Annotated in this window: 13 protein-coding genes; 5 read left to right on the top strand and 8 right to left on the bottom strand. The window is 41.0% G+C overall.

What is annotated here, in order from left to right:
- Window positions 1–127: 127 nt before the first annotated feature.
- The 3 genes from R9C00_28485 (at window position 128) to R9C00_28495 (ending at window position 4,228) form a co-directional block, all read left to right on the top strand.
- Complete coding sequence (locus R9C00_28485) at window positions 128–1,600, top strand: FAD-dependent monooxygenase (GenBank protein ID WPO35639.1); 1,473 nt, start codon at window positions 128–130, stop codon at window positions 1,598–1,600.
- Window positions 1,601–1,692: 92 nt separating this feature from the next.
- On the top strand, window positions 1,693–2,439 hold the full coding sequence (locus R9C00_28490) for a hypothetical protein (GenBank protein WPO35640.1): 747 nt from the start codon (window positions 1,693–1,695) through the stop codon (window positions 2,437–2,439).
- A 304-nt stretch (window positions 2,440–2,743) separates the two neighbouring features.
- A complete protein-coding gene (locus R9C00_28495) occupies window positions 2,744–4,228 on the top strand; it encodes a hypothetical protein (GenBank protein WPO35641.1) in 1,485 nt (494 codons plus the stop codon).
- Window positions 4,229–4,305: 77 nt separating this feature from the next.
- Here R9C00_28495 and tatC read toward each other — a convergent pair whose 3' ends face one another.
- The 5 genes from tatC to R9C00_28520 all read right to left on the bottom strand — a co-directional run bounded on the left by tatC (window position 4,306) and on the right by R9C00_28520 (window position 10,794).
- Window positions 4,306–5,220: a twin-arginine translocase subunit TatC gene (gene tatC, locus R9C00_28500; GenBank protein ID WPO35642.1), complete on the bottom strand. Its 915-nt coding sequence runs from the start codon at window positions 5,218–5,220 to the stop codon at window positions 4,306–4,308.
- Window positions 5,221–5,250: 30 nt separating this feature from the next.
- The gene (gene glyA, locus R9C00_28505) at window positions 5,251–6,564 is read right to left on the bottom strand and encodes a serine hydroxymethyltransferase (GenBank protein ID WPO35643.1); all 1,314 of its coding nucleotides are present in this window, start codon (window positions 6,562–6,564) and stop codon (window positions 5,251–5,253) included.
- A 232-nt stretch (window positions 6,565–6,796) separates the two neighbouring features.
- On the bottom strand, window positions 6,797–7,501 hold the full coding sequence (locus tag R9C00_28510; GenBank protein ID WPO35644.1) for a hypothetical protein: 705 nt from the start codon (window positions 7,499–7,501) through the stop codon (window positions 6,797–6,799).
- A 294-nt stretch (window positions 7,502–7,795) separates the two neighbouring features.
- Window positions 7,796–9,037 carry a LysM peptidoglycan-binding domain-containing protein gene (locus R9C00_28515; protein ID WPO35645.1) on the bottom strand — a complete coding sequence of 414 codons (1,242 nt, stop codon included), beginning with the start codon at window positions 9,035–9,037 and terminating at the stop codon, window positions 7,796–7,798.
- A gap of 212 nt (window positions 9,038–9,249) precedes the next feature.
- Entirely contained in the window at window positions 9,250–10,794 is a 1,545-nt protein-coding gene (locus tag R9C00_28520; GenBank protein WPO35646.1) for a YifB family Mg chelatase-like AAA ATPase, read from the bottom strand.
- Between the two features lie 315 nt (window positions 10,795–11,109).
- On the opposite strand from R9C00_28520, the gene R9C00_28525 reads away from it, so the two are divergent.
- Window positions 11,110–11,622 (top strand): SH3 domain-containing protein, encoded by a 513-nt coding sequence (locus R9C00_28525; protein WPO35647.1) that lies wholly within the window; start codon window positions 11,110–11,112, stop codon window positions 11,620–11,622.
- Window positions 11,623–11,687: 65 nt separating this feature from the next.
- Here R9C00_28525 and R9C00_28530 read toward each other — a convergent pair whose 3' ends face one another.
- Window positions 11,688–12,062 carry a hypothetical protein gene (locus tag R9C00_28530; protein ID WPO35648.1) on the bottom strand — a complete coding sequence of 125 codons (375 nt, stop codon included), beginning with the start codon at window positions 12,060–12,062 and terminating at the stop codon, window positions 11,688–11,690.
- Between the two features lie 305 nt (window positions 12,063–12,367).
- Between R9C00_28530 and R9C00_28535 the strand changes: the two genes are divergently transcribed.
- Complete coding sequence (locus R9C00_28535) at window positions 12,368–13,063, top strand: LexA family transcriptional regulator (protein ID WPO35649.1); 696 nt, start codon at window positions 12,368–12,370, stop codon at window positions 13,061–13,063.
- A gap of 78 nt (window positions 13,064–13,141) precedes the next feature.
- On the opposite strand, the gene mreC is transcribed toward R9C00_28535, so the two are convergent.
- Both mreC and R9C00_28545 read right to left on the bottom strand, forming a co-directional pair.
- Window positions 13,142–14,020, bottom strand: a complete 879-nt coding sequence (mreC, locus tag R9C00_28540) for a rod shape-determining protein MreC (GenBank protein WPO35650.1) — start codon at window positions 14,018–14,020, stop codon at window positions 13,142–13,144.
- A gap of 155 nt (window positions 14,021–14,175) precedes the next feature.
- Window positions 14,176–15,201 (bottom strand): rod shape-determining protein, encoded by a 1,026-nt coding sequence (locus R9C00_28545; protein WPO35651.1) that lies wholly within the window; start codon window positions 15,199–15,201, stop codon window positions 14,176–14,178.
- Window positions 15,202–15,352 lie beyond the last annotated feature (151 nt).

The raw sequence follows: 15,352 nt of genomic DNA on the forward strand, positions 1-15,352 counted from the left end.
ACGCGTCAGTACATAAAAAAAACAAGGATTTGGTTTCATGATTAGTTTAGATTTAACACTATGGAAAATCTCAGGTATTTTACCTGGGATTTTTTTTGTTCAGGGCATTCAGGCTATCTTGTGACCAATGGAAGTTACAGATTTCGATGTAGGAATAATTGGGTACGGACCAGTAGGAATGACGGCTGCCTGCCTTTTGGCAAAACAGGGCCACAGCGTAGTAGTTATCGAAAAAAGAAAGGAACTTTTGCAGCTTCCTAGGGCTATTCATTTTGATGCAGAAACCTTGCGGATATGGCAAAAACTGGGCTTGCATACTGCTTTGCTTAAGAATACCATGCCCACCGAAGGCTTGAAAATAGAAGATAAACATGGGCGGCTTTTGCTTCAAGGCGTAAACAAAACTGACTGTGGGTTTCCTCCCAACCTCATGTTTTACCAGCCTGATTTGGAAAACCTGTTAGATGAAAAAGTAAAGTCATTTGCTGAAATTGAGCTTAGAAAAGGCTGTGGATATGTGTCCCATTGGCAAGGGGATGAATGGGTTCGGTTGTATGTAAAAAGTAACAATAAAGAAGAACAGCTAAAAGTCAAGTATCTCCTTGGTTGCGATGGGGCAAATAGCTCGGTCAGAAAAGAAGAAGGGTTTGGGCTAAAAAAGCTGCCTTACTCGGGGCACTCCCTCAAAATCGACCTGTTTCTTAAAGAGGAAGAGAAACAAAGAAAAGCTGATTTCCCAAAGGCGGTTGTAAAAACGGCGAATCCTGCTGGGCCTAAGGTGTTCATTCCTGGTTTTGGGCGGCACTTGCGCTGGGAGTTTATTATCTCAAAAAAAAGATTGAAGCAGAAAAGCGAAGGTTATTTTTTAGAAAATAAAACTGTTTTTGAAAAGCTTTCGCCTTTTATTGCCCCAACATTGATTGAGTTGAAACATGTGGCTATCTATCATTTTCGCTCTGCCGTAGCCAAAAAATGGTGGGAAAATAGGGTGATGATAGCTGGGGATGCTGCTCACCAAATGCCTCCGTTTATAGGGCAAGGCATGTGTTCGGGGATTAGGGATGTTGATAACTTAATTTGGAAAACCTCGTTTTTGCTCAAAAAACAAAGTTTTAAAGACTTGTTAACAAGTTATCAACATGAGAGATATCCACATGTGAATAAGTTGATTTGGCTTACCATCCTCACTGGGTTGCTGTTTTCAAGCCCACTAGCTTTTGTGCTTTTCTTGTTGAGTGAAATCCCTTTAGTTTCAGGCTTTCTTAAGAAATTACTATTCCCGGAAGAAAAACTAACTGCTGGATTGCTTGGCAAGCATAAATTGAGGGGAAGGTTGTTTCCACAGGTAAATGGCTCCGATGAGTTGCTAGGGGATGATTTTGCGCTCATCTCTTTGGGGAAAATAAGCGAAGATGAGAGAAGGGTTTTGAAAACTTCTTTTCCGCTAAAGTTTGTTGTGGCTCCTGAAGGGGAAATTGCTGCATGGATGCGGAGGTATGAGATTGAAGTAGTCATTGTCCGGCCAGATAGGTATATTTTTGATGCGGGAAATAGACAAGAATTGAGGCAATTGTTTAACAGGCTGACTTTGCTGGTTTAGAAACTGCTTTGGTTACATATTTGCGAGAAGTCATGGGAAAAACAAGAGTTACTTCTCATTTCAGGTTATTACTTTAATAAGTACGGGAGTTTATGTTACGAGGGAAACAATCTATAATTCAATTGATCTTTTTGTTTTGGGGTATTACCAGTGTTATGGCTTCGGGTATAAAAAGCGATTCCACGGAAAAGTATTTTCGTTCTCCTATGCTGCTCAAGCCCCAAGCGACTCCTGTTTATAATAACCTTTACCGCTCTCGCCATCAAGATTACGATTTTCGCTACATAGAATTAGGTGGTGGAATTGCGGTTTGGCAAACATCCCACGAGCCTAAGATGGAAAACCAAAATATGGCGCTTCATTTCTATGGGGAATACGGAGATTTGCAAAAGCCTTTGAGCTATGTGGTGGGTGCAAATGTCAAGTCGACCTATCTCCAAGAAAACTTTCAGCTTGCGCCAAACTATTATTTTGCCCACTTAAAATACTCACCAACTCGTATGTATTATGGCTGGCCGGTTTGGTTCAACCTTTACGGCATAGCCGGTCTTTCGGCTTGGAACGCAAAGCTCAATTATGTAGGCAGGGATTTTAATAATTATGATGCCGGACGTGAAAACAAATGGGGGGCGGGTTTTGTAACTGGAGTTGGAGCAACTTTTGAGTTTTTGAGCCTTACGCTTAGCGGGCAGTTTTCCTATTTTTATGGTAAAGGGCAGTATGAAGGAGGCGGTTTTGAACCGCAAGATGTGTACACCGGATCTGCCCAGTTTAATATCCTTTTGGGCTACCGGTTTTGGCTTGGCGAGTCGTTGTGGAAGTGCCCTACTTACAAATAGGCTGATTTTTTCACATACTTATTTCCCCATTCCTGTAATTTCTGAGCCGTTTCTGCTAAGTATACTTTGATCCCAACGGCTTTTTGGTTACTTTTTTCTTATTGACTCAAACTACTCTTTGCTCTACACATGATCATCCCCTTGGTTAGCTTCCGCTTTTGAATGTGTAAAAGCGTACCCTGCTTAACCTAATGACACACATTTCTTCTTTCAACTACTGCAAAGTTGAATAACTACCCGCTTGCTTCTGATCTAATGGCAAGCAACCTACTACTTATTTCCTAACATAAACCTAGTGTCAGTTATGAAGAATAACCTACTTCGGCACTTATTGAGCGTAGCTTTGCTATGCCTGATAAGTTCTACGCTATTTGCCCAGCTTTTTATTAAAAACAATTTTGAATTGGAAATTGCCCACGCCGGCGATAATTACCGGGTTCTTCCTTTGAGCTCGGGAAATATCTTTTTGTTGTTCCAAGAAAATAAGGGAAGCGGTGCGAATATCCGCTCCGTTCTGCTAGATGACAGACTGCGGCTTAAGTGGGAGAAAGATACCCCTCTGGGGGCTAAAGGAGGGTTGATTGGGCTTACGGAAGATCTTGGTTTTGGTTATGCGCTTTTTCGAGGTACAGATAGCCAGTATATTTTGTTGAAAATCGACTTGGAAAAAGGAGAGGTTGAGAAGAGCATTTGCCCAAATGACCACGATATGGATATTTCCCACTTTGAGGTGGTAAATGGAAATGTATTGGCGGGTGGCGAGCTTGATGGAAAAGCTTTTGCTCTGAAATACCGCCCGGGGTCGGGTAAGTTGCCTACTATTTTGTTTCATAATTTGTATGAAAAATCAGAGTTGCGTAGCATCAACGTAGACCGTAAAGTTGGAGTAGTTAATTTTTTTCTCACTTCTCCCATGCGTTCTGCGGAACAGGTTTTTTACTTCAATACTTTTGATCTAAAAGGGAACTCTCTAGAGCGTTACAAACTAGATATGGGTACTGATTTCCGTTTGCTTACGTACCAAGTAGGAATTGTGGAGCAAGATGAATTTGTGGTAATTGGCAACTATGGAGTGAAGAAGGTGTACGAAGATAACTCACATGGAGTGTATAGTGCCCATATTGGTAAAAGGATGGTAAAGGCAACTCGGTACTATGATTTTGGTAGGCTAAAAAGTTATTTTAGTTTTTTGGAGGATAAGAAAAAAGAGAGGGTACTAAGGAAAATAGCTGTAAGCAGGAAAAAGAAAAAGCCTTTCAAGTCACCTTATGTTTTGGAAGCTAGGCCGCTTAGCTATGGTGAACAGCAATTTATATTTACGGCGAGTACCCACAAGTATTTCCCACATCCTGCTAGGGCTACTTATACTTATCTGAGTAGTTTTTCTTGTGGTTTTGATAAAAAAGGGAGGCTTGTGTGGGACAAAGCAATTCCTTATAAAGGCAGGGCAATGGTCACCCCTCAGCCTTTTGAGCTAACAGCTGCAGGCTTAGCAGAAGGGAGGGTGGCTGTTTTGCAAAAGCTAGATGGTGTAATGAGGTATAATTTCACCGCTAAAAAAGAATATGATCCGAAGATACAGATAGCTCTTTGGCCATCAGAGAAAAGGGACGATATTGATGAATATGTGATGGCAGAGGAATTAGTCCATCTTTTTGCAGGAAAGTTTTTGCGTTATGCTATTTGTGAAAAAGTAGACAGAAAAAATCCGGCAAAAAGCCGGATTGTATTTTCAGTCTCATCCATAGAAGCGGAAAACAATGGGTTTACCGCTGATAAAAAATTGTGAGCTATTTTAAATGCTCATTTCGGCATGTCCAGTTTCATGACAGAGGTTCTGGCATGCCGATTTTTCACCTTTCCCTATTAATCCTCATCCTCCTCAAAGTCTCCATAAGGATATATATCGTCTGACGGTGGTTTTATCTTCGGAACTTCGTCCTCGTATTTCTCCTCATCAGTTTCTTCTTCCTCGTCTAGCATATCTAGCCCATCTTTCTTAATTACCCAAGCAGAAATAAGAATACCTGCTTCGTAGAGCATGAAAATAGGGAAAGATACAAATATTTGCGTAATAGGATCTGGCGGGGTGATAATGGCACTTACTACCAATATAATTACCGCAGCATGTTTCCTGTACTGCTTCAAGAATTTAGGAGTAACCAGTCCCGCTTTTGACAAGAAAAATATCACGATAGGAAGCTGGAACATAACCCCGCAGGCCAAAACAATCATTACCAACGTCTGTACATATGAACTCAAATCAATCTCATTGAGAATGGATGGATCCACTTGGTAGTTAGAAAGGAAGTTGATGGCTAGCGGAGAAACGATAAAGTAGCCAAATAGGATACCCGTAGTAAAAAGAAGGGAGACGAAAAACGTAGCCCCTCTCGATACTTTTTGTTCTGTTTCATACAAACCAGGTTTTACAAATCGCCACATTTCCCAAAAAGCGTAGGGAAATGCACATACAAGACCAATAACAAATGAAGCCAAGATATGCATGGTGAACTGGCCTGTCAGCGTTCTGTTTTGCACTTCAAAAGGAAGATAGTCGATGCATAAGGCATCAGTTCCTATGTAGTCAGAAAACTTACACATCATTCTGTATGTCCAGAAAGTTGTTTTGGAAGGCCCTAAAATTAGAGTTTCAAAAACAAATGATTTAGCTAAAAAAGCTGCGATAGCAAAAACGGCAATAGACGCTACCGCTCGCATTAGATGCCACCTCAATTCTTCGAGATGGTCTAAAAATGACATTTCTTGTTCTTCTGGCATCAGAATTCTGCTGGTTTTCGTATTTGTGTATTATTGAGCCACAGTATAAGTAGCCGACTCTGTGCCTTCGTACCCATTAAAAAGTGGGTAAGCCGACATCCATTCGTTTATTTCGTTTCTCACTTGACCGATAGTGCCTTCGTTTTCATAATCGCTCAATACCCTGTCGATTAGGTCAACTACTTTTTTCATATCGCTTTCTACCAAGCCACGTGTAGTAATAGCTGCAGTTCCTACCCTCATTCCTGAAGTTACAAACGGTGACTTATCGTCAAACGGAACCATATTTTTGTTGATAGTGATATCTGCTTTTATCAAGGTTTCCTCTGCTATTTTACCTGTAAGGGCTTTTCCTCTGAGGTCGATAAGCATAAGGTGATTGTCAGTTCCGCCAGAAATCACATCGTAGCCTTTTTCTACAAAGCAATTTGCCATTTCGGTAGCATTTTTCTTCACTTGCTGAACGTAGTTCAAGTACTCGTCGCTGAGCGCTTCGTTGAAGGCTACTGCTTTTGCTGCAATTACGTGCTCAAGCGGACCGCCTTGCGTACCTGGGAATACACCAGAGTCGAGCAAAGATGACATCATCTTTGTTTTTCCTTTTGGAGTCTTGATGCCAAATGGGTTTTCAAAATCTTCTCCCATCATAATTACACCGCCCCTTGGCCCACGAAGGGTTTTGTGGGTAGTAGTAGTTACGATATGGCAGTGTTTTAACGGATCGTCGAGTAAGCCACGAGCGATAAGCCCAGATGGGTGAGAGATATCTGCCAAAAGCAATGCGCCAACTTCGTCGGCTGCTTTTCTGAGGGCTGCGTAGTTCCACTCGCGCGAATAAGCCGAAGCTCCACAAATGATCAGCTTAGGTTTAACCTCACGAGCTTGGGTAATCACTTTGTCCCAGTCTATAGTGCCAGTTTCTTGTTCTACACCATAAAAATGAGGTTCGTACAGCTTTCCAGAAAAGTTAACTGCCGAACCGTGGGTAAGGTGGCCTCCGTGTGATAAGTCAAAACCTAATATTTTGTCTCCAGCTTTCAGCACCGCAAGCATCACCGCAGCATTTGCCTGAGCACCTGAGTGAGGTTGAACGTTTGCCCATGAAGCGCCAAAAAGTGTTTTCAACCTGTCTATTGCCAAGTTTTCTGTTTGGTCAACTACTTCACATCCGCCATAATATCTTTTTCCAGGAAGTCCTTCAGCATACTTGTTGGTCATTACACTGCCCATCGCTTCCATCACCTGTGGCGATACGAAGTTTTCCGATGCGATCAGTTCTAGGCCAGACTTCTGCCTTTTGTACTCTTGGTTTATAATTTCAAAAACTTGGCTATCTCTTTTCATACTGTTAAAATAAGATTGTTTAGGTGAAGAGCTGTTGGACCTTGGAGGTGTCTCGAGTCAAAGCCCATTCTGTTGTCACTTAGTGAAGCCTCAAATTTACGCTAAGTACCATAATATCACAAGTAAGAACCGAGAGTTAAAAAATTAAGCGGCCTCTGATCGGAAGATCAGGGCCGCTTTTGCATGCTTAAGAAGATAGTTGCAAGCAATTGATAGTAATTTAATAGAAAGCCTATTGATGTTGTACATCAAATTCTAGGCTATTTTCGGTCAATAATGAATCGTTATATTTTCTAAAAAGATTGAGTAGGTCGTCTTCGTAAATTGTATGCATCATTCGAAGCCAAATAGACTGTTTGGATACGGTAGCCGAGTTTTCGGGCATAAAAGCAAGCACTTCTTTAATGGAATAAGGGCAGGGGATTAGCTCGTTTTTTTCCGTAGCAAAGTAATAGGTTTCTGCCATGCCAAACGGCGGCATGCTTACCGTCCGCTTAAAAAGGCTCATAGGGCCTTCTTCCAGCAGTTGAAAAAAGAAAAAACCTGGTTTTTCTTTTTCAAAAGTAAATGGAAGGCTTATGTAAAAAGCAAATGCTTGATTTTCCTCGTTTAAAAAGTAAAATGAAGCAATTTCTTCTGCTTTAAATGCTGATACTTTCCCATCGCGATAGAGGTACAACTTTTCTTGTTGAAAGCGTCTGCCTCTATATATTCCATACTCGGCTCTCGATTTATTTCCCGAACGTTGATCTTTTACCAACACATGTTTGGCTACCGACTCGTATTCCAAATAAAGTTTTCCGCTTACTACCTCGCCGTCGGCAAGTTTTACAAACCCTTCCATCCACTCTTCTGGTTCGAGCGGGTAGGGCAGGCTAAGCCCTGAAGAAAATAGGGGTACGAATAGAATGCAGAAAAACACGAGATGTCTTCTCATACTCTTGACTTTTGATAAAACTCAATGAACCCATTCCTAAAAAATGAGATGTGATTTTTTCGCTATTTTGCAAAGAAAAATACCTTGTGTTTAGGAAAATGATTGGTGTGAGGATTTGTCTCTGGTAAGGTGGCTGGTTGAAATTCTTGTCTAAAAATACGCAAAAAAAAGTGTAAATAAGGTTTTTGGATTTCAATTATTAACATGATTAACAAAAAAAATCCCTCAAAGAGCTTTTTGCTCCATGAGGGATTGTTGGATTTTGCCTGTAAGTTTTTCTGTTTTTGAGAAGGATTATGGCGCTATTCTGATAGTTGTGCCAACTACTACAACGTATCCGTCCAAATTATTCCAGCTTACGATATCTTCTACCGTTACATCATTTTTCTTGGCAATCGAATACATGGTATCGCCTCTTTTTACCTTGTAAGAGGTAGGTCGAGATACTTGTAGTTCCTGTCCTATTTTAATGTTGTTGCTGCGGATGTTATTCCATTCTTTTATTTGGTCGAGCGTAATTCCATATTGTTTAGATATAGAATAGAGGGTTTGTCCAGTGGCTACATGATGTTTTTGTTCAACAGCACTTGTGGCGATAACTTGTGTATTGGCGGCTATTGCTGTAGCGGCAGTTGCAGAATATTGTTCTTGGGCGGCTTCCTCGTCCTTAGCCACGCCTCTATAGCCAACATTTGAGGCAACTGCTACGTTCTCCCCATTAGGCTTGGCTGGTGCAGCAGCTGCTAATGATGCTGCTGGAATAGTTGTGGAGCTTCCGCCATCTCCAGCAAGTGGAGGGCTGGCCATGTTGGTGATTTCAGCACCAGGTAAGCGGCGGGTTTTGTTGAAGTAAACAAATCCTTTTTGGAGGCTTGACCAAAGCGCATAGTAATCGGGCTTGCCGGGAAAAAGGTTTTGGAGTTTGCCCACATTCACATCGGTCATGTAGGCTGGGAAAATATGTACGGGAATGGATTCTTGACCTGCAGCTTTGGCTTCTACCGCCATCACATAAAGCTCTTTTATGGCATCTTCTTCTAGTGGGATATTTCCTTCTGAAGAACAGCCTCCTCTCAAAACTACATCGTCTTTTGCACTGCCTCTGGCTTGGTCGGCAGCATTGGGATAGTTGATGCCCAATGCCAAAAAGTCTTTGTTATCGTGGTCAAAGTCATTTATCTCGTAAAAACCTTCAGGAATCTGTTGGTCTCCCTTGAGCAGTTTGGGGCCAAATGATCCAGACTTTTCACAGATCTTATATTTTTTGAGCAGTACATATTGCTTTATAGAAGGTGGTTTTACCCACAGTTCGGCAATTTGTTCGTACTTAAATGCCCTTATATAAATATGGTTGGAAAATGAAGAAATCCCTTTGCTGATCACGAGTTTTTTCAGCTTGTTCTCTTTGTCAAGATAAGCTGTTTTTACATTGTCGTAAGTGAGCTGTTGGAATTTAAAATCGTTGTCACTGGTGCTGGCCGCGGTAAACAGCAACAAGGCCAAACACATGGCGATGAGTGTTAGGTAAGATTTCAATGTTGTTAGGTTTAATGATATGAAAAATTGTACTACTGAATGAAGTAAGGGCTTGCTTAATCAGATGCGCGCTCTTTTTTGTTTGTTAGATATTTTACAAATAGTAGATTAGAAAAAATTATTTTCTGTTTAAACGCATGTTTTTGATTTATTACCCATAAAATAGCCATTATTTTGCTAAATAATAAATATTAAGTATGAAATTGTACTTATCAAGCATTCCAACTTTCCCTATCCAAACTTCTGTATTGGATGGCTTCTGCCAAATGTTCAATCTTAATTTCTTCGGATTCTGCTAAATCGGCAATAGTGCGGGATACTTTGAGTATTCTGTCAAAAGCCCTAGCTGAAAGCCCCAGTTTTTCCATGGCTGTTTTAAGCAGTGTTTTTCCCGCGGTGTTTATTTGGCAAACATCTTTCACTTTGTCGGAAGGAAGCATCGCATTCGAGTAAACGTTGGGCAATTCTAGTGCTTTAAACCGTTCGGCTTGAATTGCTCGTGCGGCAATTACCCTTTCCCTTATTTCGGCACTGCTTTCTGCTTTGCGGGTCGAAGTCATCTCATCAAAAGAAACAGGAGTGACCTCTACGTGTAAATCGATCCGGTCGAGCAACGGACCGCTGATCTTGTTGAGGTAGCGCTGCACTCCTCCGGGAGGGCAAACACATTCTTTTTCAGGGTGGTTGAAATATCCGCATGGGCAGGGGTTCATGCTGGCTATTAACATGAAGTTGGCAGGGAATTCCAAACTTATCTTCGCTCTGGAAATAGTAACCTTCCTTTCTTCAAGAGGCTGGCGCATCACTTCCAAGGCAGTTCTTTTGAACTCGGGAAGCTCATCTAAAAACAGCACACCGTTATTGGCTAAGGAAATTTCTCCGGGTTGGGGAATGCCTCCACCTCCTACCAAGGCGGCATCGCTAATGGTATGGTGGGGAGAGCGGTATGGCCTTTTAGAGACCAAAGTTGCATCGCTTCCCAATGTGCCCGCTACGGAATGAATCTTGGTAGTTTCCAACGCTTCTTGCAAGGTGAGCGGTGGCAAAATGGAGGGAAGCCGCTTGGCCAGCATGGTTTTTCCAGAGCCGGGCGGGCCTATCATAATGGCATTATGCCCACCTGCTGCGGCAATTTCCAAAGCTCTTTTTATATTTTCTTGCCCTTGGACTGCCGAAAAATCAGCGTCGTAGTCGTTGAGCGTATCAAAAAATATTTCACGTGTGTCCCTCACGGTCGGGGTTATTTGAATGTTTCCCTCAAAAAAGTCAATTGCTTCGCGAAGTGAGCTCACGCCTATTACATCGAGCTGGTTGACAATAGCGGCTTCCGAGGCATTTTCTTTGGGCAAGACAATTCCTTTGAGGTTCTTATTGCGAGCTTCAATAGCAATAGGAAGTACGCCCTTGATGGGGCGAAGTTTACCATCGAGCGAGAGTTCGCCCATTATTACATATTTCTCCATACCGCTCCCATGGATCTGCCCCGAAGAACTGAGTACCCCGAGGGCGATAGGCAAATCATAAGCAGAGCCTTCTTTTCGTATGTCGGCGGGAGCCATGTTCACCACCACTTTTTGCCTAGGCATTTGAAAACCATCGTTTTTGATAGCAGATTCCACTCGTTGCTGGCTTTCCTTCACGGCATTGTCTGGTAAGCCAACTATGAAGAATTTAGTCCCGTTGATTATGTTCACTTCTATACTTACCAAATTGGCTTCTACCCCATACACGGCACCTCCAAAGGTTATTGCTATCATGTTCGATTGGAATTAGTGTGTTTTCAAGATACAAAAAAAGTAAATACATTGCTCACGTTAGATAGACGAATTGCTTTTTTGTTTTGTGGCAAAATAATATATGGTTCTACTTATGTAATGGCCGACCTTAGGTTTTGTTATTGCAAAATAATGTAGGAGAGGGTAGGCAAGTGGAAAAAAATAAATATACTATTGACTTCACGGGCTTTTTGGTAAATTACTCATTGAGAAAAGCTCTTGTACCAAATAGTGGGAGGTGCTTGGAAATGGTTTTTTTGCTTCCTTCAAATAGATAAACTTATTAATATTACTGAAATGAGAAAAACGATAATTAGCTTGATAGCTGTTGCTATTTTTTCAACTACCAATATTTTTGCCCAAGACGATGACGCTATTCACGCTCAGATTGATTCTTTGAAAAAAGAGCGGGAGATTTTACAGGGGCAAGTCATGAAAATTGATCAAAAGATTAAAATATTAGAATCAAACCTAGCGGTTCAGGAGGTCATTACCGAGTCAGTGGCAAAACCCAAGTCGAGAGGAAAGATAAGCCGGAATGCGAAAATCCGGAAAGAGCCGAATGCTTTTAGTGACGTGGTCGGGAATTATAAGAAAGGGATAGATGTGGTTGTGTCCGACTATATGGATGAGTACTATTTTATAGAAGGTGTGGATGGAGAGGAAAATGGTTGGGTGCACAAGGGCTATTTGGTAGAATCGGCAATATTGAATTCTTATGCCAAGGCTGCGGAGTTAAGAAGGGCAGAAGAGGAAAAGAGAAATCCAACGCCAAAGAAGAAGGGCAAGAAGAAAAAGAAGAAGAATTAAAATAGGAAAGCCCTCGTGATAATTGCGAGGGCTTTCTTATTGTATCATGTTTGCAGTGAGCAGGTTTACTTAATATCTGGAATGCCTTTTTCCATGATAATATTAACCTTGTTCAATTTTTTTTCAATAAGGCCGCCAGTTTGAACGGCGCCGTCTTCATTGGTCAACTCACCCTTTTCTGCTCTGATGAAATAAGACTGGGCCTCAATTTTTTTGAACTTAATTCGTCCTTTTTCATCTGTTTTTCCCTCAGCCACTACGTTTTCATCATTATCATAATCATCTTCCGATGCATAGATTTTTACCGTAGTCCCACGCTGTACATTTCCCTTGTCGTCCAAAGTGGTTACCATCATGCTGGTCCATAACACTTGAGCTTGGGCAATTGTACCAAAAGCCATAAAGGCAACTAATAAAAATAGCAATCTCATTTTTTTCATTTTTTGGAAGTTTAATTGCTGTTAATCACAATTTTAATACTAAGACAAATGTAGAAATAGATACGCTAAAAAAAGCAATAAGTAGATATAAACTTATTGCTCATTCCATTCTTACTATATGCTATTGGCTCAATATACCTGCCATAAATCCCCTGGTAATACATATGTGTTTATTTTGAAAGCATAGTCCATATAATTGACAAATAATGACAATTATTTTAACTTTTTATTGCTTATATAAACGATATATGCTAATTTTATAACCATAATCTTTAATATGCTAATTATATTAACACTTTTGGCTTATGAAAAAGAATTTCACTGCACAAAATATTAAGCACCTTCGGAAGAAAAAAAACTTGTCTCAGGATCTACTTGCCAAAAACTTGGGGATTACAAGGCAAACATTGGGGAATTATGAGAATGGGGAGACCGATCCTCCATTTAATATAGCTGCCAATTTTGCGAGGTTGTTTAATATTAGCTTGGAGGAATTGTGTTGGAAAGATATAGAAAGTGGGCGCTACGCTATAAGTGATACCGCTCCTCAGGCAAAGCAAGCCTTGGTAGAAACAGGGGAAAAAGATTGGAATGTGAGCATGCTAGATGTTAAAGCTTCGGCGGGCTACCTTGCCAATATGAATGATATTACATACTTGGATAAACTAGAGAAGTACAACTTTCCTTTTTTGGACAAATGGGGCGATTATAGAGGGTTTATGATTGAAGGGGATTCGATGTTGCCTATTGCCTCGGGCTCTATCATTGTATGTGAGAGGATTCCCTTATCTAGTTTTTATATGCTCAAGCCAGGAGCGCTTTGCGTGTTGGTAACGATAGAGGGTGTGGTTTTCAAACAGATAAATATTTTACAAGATAAAGGTGCAGTACAGCTAATTTCTTTTAACAGGATGTATGATCCTTATGAAATTAGGGTAAACGATATTCGGGAAGCATGGAGGTATAAAATGTTTCTCAGTAAAGAAATCCCTTCTATGTAAATAGAAGGAAAATGTCCTACGTAATCATTTGGAAAGGTGTGTAACTCTTGTTGCGCACTTTTTTTTATTTTTCAAAAGCTAATAGGTCACCGTTTTCAGGGTTTCTTGCTCTAGCGAGTCTATTTCTTTTGTATGGAAGTTTTCAACTACATACACATGCCTAAGTGTACTGAAATCAGTTGAAAGCTTGATCTTGACAGATTGGAACATGTCAGATTTTACTTTGAAGGAAGTATCCACTACGCCTACCATTAATCCCTCGGGATATACCGAGTTGTATCCAGAAGTGATAACTGTATCTCCTTTCTTCAGTTTGTGGTCCATTGGGATGAACAAAAGCTCTGCGGTGGTATAGTCATTTCGGTCTCCTCCAGCACTGTTCCATTTGGTTGTACAAAGGATGCTATCGCTTTTTATCATGGAAGAGATAGTAAGATCGTTGTGAAGCAAGCTATAAACCGTGGCAAAATTTTTAGATGCCATTTTCACCTTTCCCACAATACCATTGGAAGAAACTACACCCATTCCTGGTTTTACACCGTCTCTTTCACCCTTGTCTATGGTGAGGTAGTTATCGTTGAAAATGACGGAATTGTTCACCACTTTGGCAGCAGTGAATTGATAATTGGCGGATGTGTCTAGTAGGCTTTTTGACTGGGAGGTTCTCAGCGATGTGTCGTTCCATATGATGGAGACTTGTTTCTTTAGTCTATCTTTCTCCTCTTCTAACTTGGCATTTTTCAAGGCCAATATCTCATTTTGGTCTTTAAGATCAAAGTATGCATTTATGTTACTTTTCGATTCGAGTATGTTGCTTGCCAAGGCATTGGAGCTTGATAAGAAAGTATAGCCTTGATAACTATTGTTTCTTACAATTAGCCAACTAGCCAATAGCTCTAAACCAACAAAGGCAAAAAATACTCTTAACTTATATATGAACAGAAAAAGTTGGCGCATATCAAACTAGATTACCCTGCCACTTTAATAGTGTGCATCAGACAGGTTTTGGTAAATGCTATCGCATCAATTGCCTAAAAATACAATTTTTGGAATAAAAAACGGATATTCCTTTTTGAAAGAAATATCCGCTGTGTTTTGTTTGTGATGACAATTTAGGTCATCAATACTGCTTTGAAGCCTTCAATGTTTTTCAAAGCATCGCCCGTGCCCCTAACTACGGCTCTTAACGGATCTTCTGCTACGTGAACGGGGAGCTTAGTTTTCAAAGCAACTCGCTTGTCGAGCCCTCGAAGCAATGCACCGCCGCCTGTTAGGTGGATTCCGTTATCGTAAATATCGGCAGAAAGCTCTGGTGGAGAGGTTTCTAAGGCTTTCAAGACTGCTTCTTCTATTTTGGAAATAGACTTGTCTATGGCAAAAGCAATTTCGGTATAAGAAACCTTGATTACTTTTGGAATACCTGTCATCAAATCCCTGCCCCTAATCTCGTAATCCTCTGGAGGATCGTCGAGCTCCGAGATGGCGGCTCCGACTTCAATTTTTATCTTTTCGGCACTTCTCTCACCTATCAATAGGTTGTGTTGCCTTCTCATATAATCGAGAATATCTCTGTTGAATACATCGCCTGCTGTCCTTACCGATTGGTCGCAAACAATACCTGAAAGGGCGATCACCGCAATTTCAGTTGTTCCTCCTCCAATATCGACAATCATGGATCCAACAGGAGCTTCGATATCGATCCCTATACCAATAGCAGCCGCAATTGGCTCGGGAATCATGTAGACTTCTTTGGCGCCTGCATGCTCCGCTGAGTCACGCACCGCTCTTTTTTCTACCTCGGTGATACCAGATGGAATACAAATTACCATTCGGTGCGAAGGGGTGAAAAATCTGCTGCCTGTATCAATCATTTTGATCATACCCCTGATCATTTGCTCGGCAGCGTGGAAATCGGCAATCACCCCATCTTTGAGGGGACGGATTGTCCTGATATTGTCGTGGGTTTTTTCGTGCATTTGCATCGCCTTCTTCCCTATCGCAATTACCTTTCCTGTAGCCTTATCAAGGGCGATGATAGATGGTTCGTCCACCACTACTTTTCCTTTGAATAGAAGTAATGTGTTAGCTGTACCAAGGTCTATCGCCAAGTCGCTAGTGAATAAATCAAAAATACCCATAGAGGTGATTGTTTTCTCTGTAATTAATTATAAAGCCGAATTTATAAACCTTGTCCTACTTATACAAAAGTATTTCCTATGTGATCAGCTCCTAGGCAAATACTAATCCACTTTGGGAGAAGTCAATGTATCTATTCTAAAATTGAAACTC

It is taken from the genome of Flammeovirgaceae bacterium SG7u.111, from assembly GCA_034044135.1.
Classification (GTDB): domain Bacteria; phylum Bacteroidota; class Bacteroidia; order Cytophagales; family Flammeovirgaceae.

Bases quoted from the DNA above. Each gene is read 5' to 3' on its own strand.
- R9C00_28485 (WPO35639.1), top strand. From the start codon at position 128: ATGGAAGTTACAGATTTCGATGTAGGAATAATTGGGTACGGACCAGTA.
- R9C00_28530 (WPO35648.1), bottom strand. From the start codon at position 12,062: ATGAAAAAAATGAGATTGCTATTTTTATTAGTTGCCTTTATGGCTTTT.
- glyA (WPO35643.1), bottom strand. From the start codon at position 6,564: ATGAAAAGAGATAGCCAAGTTTTTGAAATTATAAACCAAGAGTACAAA.
- R9C00_28535 (WPO35649.1), top strand. From the start codon at position 12,368: ATGAAAAAGAATTTCACTGCACAAAATATTAAGCACCTTCGGAAGAAA.
- tatC (WPO35642.1), bottom strand. From the start codon at position 5,220: ATGCCAGAAGAACAAGAAATGTCATTTTTAGACCATCTCGAAGAATTG.
- R9C00_28520 (WPO35646.1), bottom strand. From the start codon at position 10,794: ATGATAGCAATAACCTTTGGAGGTGCCGTGTATGGGGTAGAAGCCAAT.
- R9C00_28490 (WPO35640.1), top strand. From the start codon at position 1,693: ATGTTACGAGGGAAACAATCTATAATTCAATTGATCTTTTTGTTTTGG.
- R9C00_28525 (WPO35647.1), top strand. From the start codon at position 11,110: ATGAGAAAAACGATAATTAGCTTGATAGCTGTTGCTATTTTTTCAACT.
- R9C00_28545 (WPO35651.1), bottom strand. From the start codon at position 15,201: ATGGGTATTTTTGATTTATTCACTAGCGACTTGGCGATAGACCTTGGT.
- R9C00_28510 (WPO35644.1), bottom strand. From the start codon at position 7,501: ATGAGAAGACATCTCGTGTTTTTCTGCATTCTATTCGTACCCCTATTT.
- mreC (WPO35650.1), bottom strand. From the start codon at position 14,020: ATGCGCCAACTTTTTCTGTTCATATATAAGTTAAGAGTATTTTTTGCC.
- R9C00_28495 (WPO35641.1), top strand. From the start codon at position 2,744: ATGAAGAATAACCTACTTCGGCACTTATTGAGCGTAGCTTTGCTATGC.